10 protein-coding genes are annotated in these 11,069 nt (G+C 60.5%); 8 read left to right on the top strand and 2 right to left on the bottom strand.

Annotation, left to right across the window (positions count from 1 at the left end):
- The first annotated feature begins 23 nt into the window (after positions 1-23).
- The 5 genes from C2U40_RS09215 (at position 24) to C2U40_RS09195 (ending at position 5,921) form a co-directional block, all read left to right on the top strand.
- Positions 24-614 (top strand): sigma-70 family RNA polymerase sigma factor, encoded by a 591-nt coding sequence (locus C2U40_RS09215; RefSeq protein WP_103827498.1) that lies wholly within the window; start codon positions 24-26, stop codon positions 612-614.
- Complete coding sequence (locus tag C2U40_RS09210; RefSeq protein WP_103827499.1) at positions 607-1,350, top strand: DUF3379 domain-containing protein; 744 nt, start codon at positions 607-609, stop codon at positions 1,348-1,350. The genes C2U40_RS09215 and C2U40_RS09210 overlap by 8 nt, the downstream gene beginning before the upstream one ends.
- Before the next feature lie 410 nt (positions 1,351-1,760).
- On the top strand, positions 1,761-3,059 hold the full coding sequence (locus C2U40_RS09205) for an outer membrane protein transport protein (RefSeq protein ID WP_039214404.1): 1,299 nt from the start codon (positions 1,761-1,763) through the stop codon (positions 3,057-3,059).
- Between the two features lie 253 nt (positions 3,060-3,312).
- A complete protein-coding gene (locus tag C2U40_RS09200; RefSeq protein WP_103827500.1) occupies positions 3,313-4,569 on the top strand; it encodes an OmpP1/FadL family transporter in 1,257 nt (418 codons plus the stop codon).
- 128 nt (positions 4,570-4,697) lie between these two features.
- A complete protein-coding gene (locus C2U40_RS09195) occupies positions 4,698-5,921 on the top strand; it encodes an EAL and HDOD domain-containing protein (protein WP_043162471.1) in 1,224 nt (407 codons plus the stop codon).
- Here C2U40_RS09195 and C2U40_RS09190 read toward each other — a convergent pair.
- Entirely contained in the window at positions 5,918-7,081 is a 1,164-nt protein-coding gene (locus tag C2U40_RS09190) for a thiolase family protein (RefSeq protein WP_103827501.1), read from the bottom strand. The two genes, C2U40_RS09195 and C2U40_RS09190, sit on opposite strands and share 4 nt — an antisense overlap.
- A gap of 121 nt (positions 7,082-7,202) precedes the next feature.
- On the opposite strand from C2U40_RS09190, the gene C2U40_RS09185 reads away from it, so the two are divergent.
- The gene (locus C2U40_RS09185) at positions 7,203-7,598 is read left to right on the top strand and encodes a MerR family transcriptional regulator (RefSeq protein WP_016350830.1); all 396 of its coding nucleotides are present in this window, start codon (positions 7,203-7,205) and stop codon (positions 7,596-7,598) included.
- Positions 7,599-7,658: 60 nt separating this feature from the next.
- Here the strand turns inward: C2U40_RS09185 and C2U40_RS09180 are convergent, their stop codons facing one another.
- Positions 7,659-8,897, bottom strand: a complete 1,239-nt coding sequence (locus tag C2U40_RS09180) for a dicarboxylate/amino acid:cation symporter (RefSeq protein ID WP_103827502.1) — start codon at positions 8,895-8,897, stop codon at positions 7,659-7,661.
- 269 nt (positions 8,898-9,166) lie between these two features.
- Here C2U40_RS09180 and ppnP point away from each other — a divergent pair, with 269 nt between their 5' ends.
- Together ppnP and C2U40_RS09170 are read left to right on the top strand one after the other, a co-directional pair.
- Complete coding sequence (gene ppnP / locus C2U40_RS09175) at positions 9,167-9,451, top strand: pyrimidine/purine nucleoside phosphorylase (protein WP_010633884.1); 285 nt, start codon at positions 9,167-9,169, stop codon at positions 9,449-9,451.
- 202 nt (positions 9,452-9,653) lie between these two features.
- Entirely contained in the window at positions 9,654-11,036 is a 1,383-nt protein-coding gene (locus C2U40_RS09170; protein ID WP_011705997.1) for an L-serine ammonia-lyase, read from the top strand.
- Positions 11,037-11,069: the final 33 nt, after the last annotated feature.

The following is an 11,069-nucleotide window of genomic DNA, read 5'->3' as shown; positions in this document are numbered from 1 at the left end:
CATTCAAATAAGGAAGCCCAGCGATGGCTTTAGGTTTTTTCAGAAAAAAAGGTGCCACGGTCGGAAAGGATCCCACGACCTCCCCGGTCTATGGAGGCATGGCAGACAAACAAACCAAATACGAAGCCTTGGTACATGCCCTGCACGGGGACATCTACCGCTACGCCTACTGGCTGTGCCGGGATCCGCAAGTGGCGGAAGATCTGGTGCAAGAGACCTTTCTGCGCGCCTGGAAGAGCATCGACTCCCTGCTCGACGACAAGGCCGCCAAGGCCTGGCTCATCACCATACTGCGGCGGGAAAATGCACGCCGGTTCGAGCGCAAGCAGTTTGACCTCGTCGATCTCGACGAGCATCCCCAGAGCGATCAGGAGGCACTGCACAGCGAGCAGGAGATGGAGAACGAGTGGCTCAGACGCCACATCGCCCGCCTGCCGGTCGAATATCAGGAACCCCTGCTGCTGCAGGTGCTGGGGGGCTTTAGCGGCGACGAGATAGCAGCGCAGCTGGGGCTCAACAAGAACACCGTCATGACTCGCCTGTTTCGGGCCCGCAACCAGATAAAAGAGGCCATGGAGTCAACGACCCAACAGAGAGGACACACCAATGGATGAGCTGGAATTTCGCCGTCGGGCCATAGCCCATCCACATGAGCAGGATCCCGCCTTTCTCGAGCAGGCCCAGCGCTCCCCTGCCAACCGCAAGCATCTGGACGAGATGAAGCAGCTCGATCGCAGCCTGCAGCGAGCCATGGAGGTCGAGGTGCCGGCCGGTCTGGCTGAGCGCATCCTGCTCAGACAGGCGCTGGAAGCCGATCAGCCGCAGGTGGTTCCCCTGCCGGAGCGCCCCCGCAGCAACTGGCGTGCGCTGGCGATGGCTGCCTCGGTCGCCTTCCTGCTCGGCATGAGCACCCGCTGGCTGAGCTGGCCGCTGGCCGCTCCCGACGAGCTCTCGCTGGCCCAGGTCGCCATGGCCCACGTCTATGGCGAGGAGCCCTTCATCAAGGATGTGGACGAGCAGGTGAGCCTGCGCACCATCAACGCCAAGATGGAGAAATATGGCGCGACCTTGATGGGCATGCAGGGGCTGAAGATCACCTATGTCAACCACTGCTCCTTCTATCAAGGGCCGGCGCTGCACATGGTATTGCAGGGCAAGATGGGCCCGGTCACCCTGTTCCTGGTACCCAAGCATGTGCCACTCACCCTGCAGCCCACCTTTGAAGATGGCCAGCTCAAAGGCGAGATCCTGCAACTCAAGGGGGCCAACATGGTGCTGATCGGTGAGATGGAGGAGCCGCTGGCGCCGGTGGCAGAGCAGCTGGAATCCCGGCTGCACTGGTCGATTTAACAGGCATTAACCCAATCTTGACTCGCCTCAAACCGGGTCAAGCCAACGGGCAGACCAATCAGGTTGGCTGCCCGTTTATCTCCTTTCCCGTCACGATTCTCCCCTATTCGCCACTCATTCCCTGCAAATACCCAAAAATATTTTTGTGATGCAGATCGCTGTATGTGAGTGTTTTTTATCCAATTAATGGTAAAAGAGACTATTTAAGCGGCTAATTCAAACAAATGATTAACACTCTGGAAACTTTTATGTATTCTGCTGTCACTGGTCTGATTTCTTACCTCCTACCAGATCCATAGAATCACGCCAGAATTGAATGGGAAGAAGCTGAAATAACAACAGATCTTGTCACATACAGAGGCAAAATAGCCCTGATGCCGACGGAAAATCTGCCTACAAGAGAGAACACTATGACAACTGCCTTTTTCAAAAAGAGCCTGATCGCTGCCGCCGTCACCCTGGCCAGTACCCAAACCTTCGCCGCCGCGTTCCAATTGAACGAACACTCAGCCTCCGGCCTGGGTCGTGCGTATGCAGGGGAAGCCGCCGTGGCGGACAATGCCTCCGTGTTGTCCCGCAACCCGGCAGCCATGACCCAGTTTGACAAGATGGCGTTCTCTGTCTCCGGTACCTATATCAAGCCGGACGTGGATGTAAATGGTGACATCTATGCAGGCCCAGTAAATAAAGGAAGCGCGAGTGAGAGCGGTATCGCGCCGAGCGCCTTCGTGCCTGCCACCTACTTCATCCAACCGCTGAACGACCAGTGGGCCTGGGGTATCGGCCTGTTCTCCAACTACGGTCTGTCGACCGAGTACACCGAGAACTTCAACGCTGGCTCCATTGCCGGCAACACCGAACTGCTCACCTTCAACATCAACCCGAACATCGCCTACCGCGTCAACCAGCACTTCAGCGTCGGCGCTGGTCTGAACCTGGTCTATGCCAAGGCTGAACTGAACCGCCGCGCCGGTGTACTGGCCGCCGTTCCACCGCTCAAAGATGTGCCGGGTATCGGCAAGGACACCATCGTCAGCCACCTGAAGGGCGACGACTGGGGTTACGGCTGGAACGTGGGCACCATGTATGAAGTGAACGAGAACAACCGCTTCGCGCTGACCTATCGCTCCCAGGTAGACCTGAAGTTCAAGGGTGACTATCAAGGCACCTCTTCCGGCTTCAAGACCGTCGGTGGCGAACTGCCGCTGGATCTGCCGGCCCAGGCCGAGTTCGCCGGTTACCACCGTCTGAACCAGCAGTTTGCCGTGCACTACTCCGTCAACTGGACCGACTGGAGCGCCTTCCAGGAGCTCAAAGCCACCAGCGGTCAGTGCAACAGCACCGACGGTGCCGGCGTCTGCCTCTACAAGCCGGAGAAGTTCAAGGACTCCACCCGTTACTCTCTGGGCGGTACCTGGTACGTCAACCCGTCTTGGGAAGCCCGTATCGGCTTTGCCTACGACAACACCCCGATCGAGCCGGAATACCGCAGCCTGAGCATCCCGGATTCCGACCGCGTATGGTATAGCGCTGGCGCCACCTACCACATCGACAAGGACATGAGCGTCGACTTCGGCATGGCCTATCTGGATGGCAAGAAAGTGGACGTCAACGAGAAGCTGGTCGAAAGCAACGAAGCCCTGCGCTGGAAAGGCACCTCCCACGGCAACGCCTTCCTCGCTTCCGCTCAGTTCAACATGAAGTTCTGATAATCAGCGAATTGACCAGAGCGCCTGCGGGCGCTCTTTTTTTATTCCAAATTCATGTTTCAGCGTACATCTGTAGTAAACAACTGTACGCTTTTCTTTTTTTATCAAGCTATTAGCAGTACATCCCTCAGCATTTAATCCCGTTTTCATCCCCTCGCACCCGCGCCCGTTGCCTTACTGGTCATACCATATAAAATCCTGCCTCCAACCATAAGAACATTCGAACTCCAGGTTCATTTTCAAGGACAATGCAATGCACTCCATCATGAAGCCGTCTCTCATCGCCCTGCTGGTGCTGTCGAGCCAGGCCCAGGCGGCAGGTTTTCAGCTGGCCGAGCAATCCGCCACCGGCATGGGCCGCGCCTTCGCCGGCGAAGCCGCCATCGCCGACAATGCCAGCGTGCTCTCCCGCAACACCGCCGCCATGACCCGTTTCGATACCATGGCCTTCTCCGGTGGCTTCATCTATGTGCGCCCCGACGTCAACATCGAGGGCACCACCCGGGTGCCGACCCCCAAGGGGCCGGTCAGCCTGGATGCGGCGGCCCACGACATCGCCGATGATGCCTGGGTGCCCAATGCCTACCTCATAGTGCCGCTCAACGACCAGTGGCGCCTGGGGCTGGCTGCCACCTCCTATTACGGGCTCGGCGTCAAGATGCCGGACAACTACAATGCCGGCCACTTCGGCAATGTCTCCGACATCAAGACCGTGGAGCTGGGGGCGTCGCTGGCCTACCGCGTCAACCGCGTCTGGTCCGTCGGCGCCGGCCTCTCCGCCATTCAGGGCGAAGGGGAAGTGGGTGGCACCTTCCCGTCCAACAACCAGATCGCCAAGCACCTGAAAGGGGATGGCTGGGCCATGGGCTGGAACCTGGGTACCCTGCTGGAGCTGTCGGAGGCGACCCGCATCGGCCTCTCCTACCGCCACGACGTCACCCTGAAGCTCTCCGGCGATGCCATCGGCATCGACCAGAACGGGCAGCCCTTCACCGATACCGGCAGCCTGGATCTGCCGCTGCCCGCCACCGCCGAGCTGGCCCTGTTCCATCAGCTGACGCCGGCGCTGGCGCTGCATTCAAGCATCAACTGGACCAACTGGAGCAAGTTCGTGCAGCTGGAATCCGAGCTCGATCACCACGGTGTCATGCACATCAAGGACGAGCACTGGGAAGACAGCTGGCGCTACGCGCTGGGCCTGACCTACCAGCTGGCGCCGCAATGGCAGCTGCGCTCCGGTCTTGCCTACGATCGCAGCCCGGTCCCGGCGGATCGCCGCACCATCTCCATCCCCGACTCGGATCGGGTCTGGTACAGCGCCGGGGTGGGTTATCAGATCGATCGCAACCTTTCGCTGGATCTGGGGGTGACGCTGATTGACGGCAAGAAGGTGGACGTGAGCGAGACCATGCAGCTCAAACCCGGCATACCGCAAACCACCTCCACCTTCCAGGGCACCTCGGAAGGGGACGCCTGGCTGGCCGGTCTGCAGCTCAATTACCTGTTCTGACGCGGGCGGGCACCCTTGCCCGCCCATTCAAGCACTATGCCAGTTATTGACCGTTTCTGGCCTCCAAGCGCTGGCATAGTGGGCGGCTTCACAATAAAATCAATCCAGTACACACGCTGGAGAGATGCATGTATTCATACGTAGCAAGGCAGCCCATCCTGGATCGGGAGTTGAAGACCCACGCCTATGAGCTGCTGTTTCGCGACAGTCTGGATAACGTGTTTCCTCCCATCTCTTCCCAGCAAGCCACCGCCAGACTGGTGGTCGAACAGTTCCTGCAACAGAACATCGATCAGCTGCTCGGCGGTCGCCCCTGCTTCATCAACTTCCCTCACTCCCTCCTGCTGGAAGGGCTGGCCGAATGCCTGCCGCCGGAGAAGGTGGTGATCGAGATCCTGGAAGATGCCGATCCCGACGATGCGCTGCTGGCCAAGGTGAAGCAGTTGCACGGGCTGGGCTATCAGCTCGCTCTCGATGACTTCACCCTGTCGCCGGACTGGGAGCGCTTCCTCCCCTACATCCACATCATCAAGTTCGATCTGCGCGCCACGTCGCTGCTGCAGATCAAGGTGTTCATCCAGCAGCATCAGCAGCTCAAGCTCACCTATCTGGCGGAGAAGGTGGAAGACAAGGCGGAGTTTGAACGGGTCAAGCGCCTCGGCATCGACCTGTTCCAGGGCTTCTTCTTCAGCCGGCCCGAGATGGTCAAACAGGCGACCATGGAGCCGGCCCAGGTAGTGGTGATGCAACTGCTCAACGTGGTCAACCAGCCCGAGCCCGACCTCAACCGCATCGAGCAACTGCTGAGTCAGGACATCTCCCTGTCCCTCAAGCTGCTGCGTTACGTCAACCACCTCAAGAGCCACGCCAACCCCATCTCCTCCTTTCGCCAGGCGGCGGTCTATCTCGGTCACACCCAGCTCAAACGCTTCGTGACCCTGGTGGCCGCCACCAGCGCCGGCCACGGCAAGAGTGCCGAGCTCTATCAGATGTCGATGATCCGGGCCCGCTTCTGCGAACTACTGGCCCACACCCATGCGCCAACCCAGGAAGCCCAGCAGGCCTTCATCACCGGCCTCTTCTCCCTGCTTGATGTGTTGATGGAACAGCCGATGGACAAGCTGCTCGGTACCATTCCGCTGATCGAGGAGATCCGGGTCGCCCTGCTGGAACGCAAGGGCAACCTGGGGTTCTATCTGTCGTTTTGCGAGGATTACGAGAGTGCGAACTGGCAGCGGATCACGGCCAGAACGGCCCGGCTCGGGCTCAATGAAGAGAAGGTCAGCCAGCTCTATCTGACCGCCACCGCCTGGGTCAACCAGCAACTCCAGGCGATGGCGGAGACAGATTAACCCAGCTCGATGGCGACCGCCGTCGCCTCCCCGCCGCCGATGCACAGACTGGCCACCCCGCGTGTGAGACCGCGCTCGCGCAAGGCATGGATCAGGGTCACCAGGATCCTGGCACCACTCGCCCCCAGCGGATGACCGAGCGCGCAGGCGCCGCCATTCACGTTGACCTTGTCATGGGGCAGCTGGCAACCGGCCATCGCCAGCAGGCTGACCATGGCAAACGCCTCGTTGACCTCGAACAAGTCCACCTCCTCCACCCGCCAACCCACCTTGGCCAGCAGGCCCTTGATGGCCCCGATCGGCGCGCTGGTAAACTCGGCGGGCAGGGCCGCATGGCTCTGATAACCCACCAGTCGCGCCAGCACCGGCAGCCCCAGCTGCGCGGCAGTGTCGGAGCGCATCAGGATCAGCGCAGCCGCCCCGTCCGAGATGGAGCTGGCATTGGCCGCCGTGATGGTGCCCGTCTTGCTGAAGGCCGGCTTGAGCTGGGGGATCTTCTCGGGCCTGGCCTTGGCAGGCTGTTCATCCTCGGCCAGCAGCAGGGTATCTGCGGCCCTCACCGGCGCCAGCTCCGCCGCAAAGGCCCCGCTGCGCTGGGCCGCCAGCGCCCGCTCCAGCGATGCGATGGCAAAGGCATCCATGTCGGCACGGGTCAACCCGGCGCGATCGGCGCTCAGCTGGGCATAATGCCCCATCAGCTGGCCTTCGTAGGCATCCTGCAGTCCGTCGAGGAACATGTGATCGAGCACGCTCTGGTGCCCCATCCGAAAACCGCTGCGCGCCTTGTCGAGCAGATAGGGGGCACGGCTCATGCTCTCCATCCCGCCGGCGATCACCACGTTCGTGTCGCCGAGCCGTAAGCCATCGGCCGCCAGCATCACCGCCTTCATGCCGGAACCGCACACCTTGTTGACCGTGGTGCAGGGGATGCTGTCCGGCAGGCCCGCCTTCAATACCGCCTGGCGGGCGGGGGCCTGGCCAACCCCGGCACTCAGCACGTTGCCCAGATAGGCTTCATCGATCTGCTCTTCCCTGAGCCCCGCTTCTGCCATGGCCGCGGCAATGGCACAGGCGCCCAGCTCGGGTGCCGTCAGGTTGGCCAGGGCCCCCTGGAAGGCCCCTATGGGGGTACGTTTGGCCGCAACAATCACGATATCCATCAATTGCACTCTCCTTGTTACATTGAAATAACATATGCTGCCACCGCTGCGGGAACAAGACTTGCGGGGCAGTTGACGTTTGGGTAAGGTGCCAGCCAGGATTGACAGTCAAGATAGCGCCATGAACCGAACCAAGGATGACACGCGGACCTACAGCATCAGCGAACTGGCCCGTGAATTTGATGTTACGACCCGAAGTATTCGTTTTTATGAAGATCAGGGACTTTTGAATCCTGCCCGCCAGGGACAGACCCGGATCTACAGTCGGCAGGACAGAGTGCGGCTCAAGTTGACCCTGCGCGGCAAGCGACTGGGCTTCAGCCTGGCGGACATCCGCGATCTGTTCGATCTCTACGATGCGGACAAGAGCAGCCGTACCCAGCTGCAGACCATGCTGGGGCTGGTGGCCGACAAGCGGGAGACCCTGCAGCAGCAGCTGGAAGACATCAAGATGGTGCTGCTGGAGCTGGACGCCGCCGAGCAGCGCTGCCAGCAGGCACTCGCTCAGCTCGGCTGACGGTCACAGCAACAAAGATAAAGAAAGGGGCCCGCGGGCCCCTTGTTCATTGCAGCTGGATTATTTGTTCCAGCGGTCCGGATCGTAATCCGGGCTGTAGCGGTCGACGATGACGGCGCAGGCCGCATCGCCGGTGATGTTGAGGGCGGTACGGATCATGTCGAACAGGCGATCCAGCGCGAACAGCAGCGGCAGCCCTTCGATGGGGATCCCGGCGGCCAGCAGCACGGCGACCACCAGGAAGCTCGGGCCCGGCACACCGGCCTGACCGATGGCCCCCAGGGTGGCGGTCACTATGATGGCGGCCCAGGCCCCCATGGAGAGATCGATCTGGTAGACCTGAGCGAAGAAGATGGCGACCAGACCGTAATAGATGGCGTTGCCGCTCATGTTGATGGTGGCGCCCAGCGGCAGCACGAAGGAGGCCGTGGCATTGGTTACCTTCAGCTCCTCCTCGCAGGTCTCCATGTTGACCGGCAGGGTCGCCATGGAAGAGGCGGTGGAGAAGGCGACGATCTGCGGCTTCTTCATGGCAGACAGATATTTGCGTACCGGCGTGTTGGAGAACAGCACGATCAGCAGCGGATAGACCACGAAGGCGAAGATCAGGATGGCGGCCAGATAGACCACGAACAGCTTGAGCACCAGGGTCAGCACGTCGAAACCGTAGGTGCCGATGGCATCGGCCATCAGGCCGAACACGCCGAGCGGCGCGATCAGCATCACCTTGTTGATCATCCAGACAAAGGCATCCACCAGGGTATTGAGGCCATCCACCAGCGGTTTGGCCCGCTCGCGGGGTTGCTTGGCCAGGGCGATGCCGAGGAACATGCAGAACACCAGGATCTGCAGGATGTTCGCCTCGTTCAGGGCGCTGAACACGTTGGTCGGGATCATCCCGAGCAGGGTGGCCACGGCGTCCGGCAGAGCCCCTTTGTCGGCATAGTCACCGGAGAACATGGAGGCCATGGAGCCGAACTCGACCCCGACACCGGGCTTGAAGATCTGGCCCATCACCAGGGCCAGCAGTACTGCCAGCGCCGAGGTACCGAGGAAGAAGGCCAGCGTGGTGACGCCAATCTTGCCCGCCGCCGGGCTGGCGCCGAGGTTGGCCGCCCCCGACAGGATGGCCACCGCCACCAGCGGGATCACCAGCATCTTGATCAGCTGGATGAAGAGAGTACCGAGCGGCGCAAATACGGTGGCTTGTTCACCCATGAACGCCCCTACCAGTGCCCCCAGCACCATGGCGACCACGACCTGGAAGCCAACGTTCTTAATGAGTCCTTTTGTTAACACAGAATGTTCCTTTAAGTAGCAAATATTCGCACTTTCCCAGTGCAATCAACCAAACAGGGGATGAACAGCTGTCCATTCCACTGAGCGCGCGCTTTATCTCATATTTATTCGCTGTTTTAAATCATCAAATCGTTAACGGGAGTTATTGATAAGTTTGCAACAAAGTAAAGATTCAAAAGGCTCACGGCGATTTTTCCCGCTTTATTCATGACAACTGGCAAAAGATTGTGCTACTTTGGCTGGGCAAACGTGCATACAGGGATGAAAACATGCTGAAAGTTAACGAGTATTTTGATGGAAATGTAAAATCCATCGGTTTCGAGCAAAAAGGCGACAAAGCCACCGTGGGTGTGATGGAAGCCGGTCACTACCAGTTCAATACCGCCGCCCCCGAGCGGATGACGGTGGTCAAGGGGGCGCTCACCATCCAGCTGGCCGACGAAGACGAATGGCACACCTATGAGCAGGGTCAATCCTTCGACGTGGCCGGCCACTCCTCCTTCAAGCTGGAAGTGAAAACCCCCACCGCCTATCTGTGCGAGTTTCTCGATTAAACCGCCGGCAACCCTTGCCTGAACACGCACAAAGGAGCCGCCCCCGGGCCGCTCCTTCTTTTTTGGCGCAATCCGCCCTCCTCTTTGCAGCCCATCCTCTCTTTCATTTGCGTGCCGCCATCACACCCCTCGGTTTTCCCGCTTTCCATCGACTACAAAAAATTTACAATATTTAGACGAAACCCATAATCGGAGTGGTGTCATGATCAGTGTCTTCGACCTGTTTTCCATCGGGATCGGTCCCTCTTCTTCTCATACCGTGGGGCCGATGCGCGCCTCCTACGCCTTTGTCAACGCGCTCAAGCAGCAGGGAGTGCTGCCCAGTACCGAACGGGTAGAAGTGGAGTGCTACGGCTCGCTCGGCCAGACCGGCAAGGGCCACGGCACCGGCAAGGCCATCATCCTGGGACTGGCCGGTTTCGAACCCGAGTCGGTGGACATCGAAGCCATCCCCGCCTTTTTGACCGAGGTGGAGCGCAGCCAGTCGCTGCTGCTGGCGGGTGAACAACCGAGCCAGTTTGCCCGCAGCGGCGCCATCATCTTCAACCGGCGCAAGACCCTGCCCGCCCACTCCAACGGCATGACCCTGCGCGCCTTTGCCGGGGAACAGCTGCTGTTTAGCCAGACCTACTACTCCATCGGCGGCGGTTTCATCATCGAGGAGAGCCACTTCGCCAATGCCAAGGAGGAGGCTGCCCGCTTCGATGCGGCCCACCCCATTCCCTACCCGTTCGAGAGCGGCGCCCAGTTGCTGGCCCACTGCCAGGAGAGCGGCCTCTCCATCTCCGGGGTGATGCTGGCCAACGAGAAGGTGTTTCGCACCGAAGCCGAGATCAAGGCGGGCCTGCGCAAGATCTGGCAGGCCATGCAGGGCTGCGTCGAGCGTGGTTGCCGCAGCGAAGGGGTGCTGCCCGGCGGCCTCAAGGTGAAACGGCGGGCCCCGGCGCTCTATCGCCAGCTCAGCTGCGAGACCAATTTCAACAAGGATCCGCTGATGGTGATGGAGTGGGTGGATCTGTTTGCGCTGGCCGTCAACGAGGAGAACGCCGCCGGCGGCCGGGTGGTGACCGCCCCCACCAACGGCGCCGCCGGCATCATTCCCGCCGTGCTGCACTATTACGATCGCTTCGTGCGCAAGGTGGATGACGAGCTGCTGCTGAGCTACTTCCTCGCCGCCGCCGCCATCGGCATCCTCTACAAGAAGAACGCATCGCTCTCCGGCGCCGAGGTGGGCTGCCAGGGCGAGGTGGGCGTCGCCTGCTCCATGGCGGCGGGGGCGCTGACCGAGATCCTGGGCGGCAGCCCGGCGATTGTCGAAAACGCCGCCGAAATAGGCATGGAGCACAACCTTGGGCTCACCTGCGATCCGGTGGGTGGCCAGGTGCAGGTGCCCTGCATCGAGCGCAACGCCATGGGCGCGGTCAAGGCGATCAACGCAGCGCGCCTGGCCCTGCGCGGTACCGGCGAGCACAAGGTGTCGCTGGACAAGGTGATCAAGACCATGTGGGAAACCGGCAACGACATGAAGACCAAATACAAGGAAACCGCCCGCGGCGGCCTGGCGGTTAACATCACCGAGTGTTAAAAATCGGTAACTTGCTCCATTTGGTTCCTAAAT

This window comes from Aeromonas sp. ASNIH4 (assembly GCF_002934425.1).
Classification (GTDB): domain Bacteria; phylum Pseudomonadota; class Gammaproteobacteria; order Enterobacterales; family Aeromonadaceae; genus Aeromonas; species Aeromonas hydrophila.
Note: the sequence above shows the minus strand (reverse complement) of the source record. Positions and strands in the feature narration are given on the sequence as shown.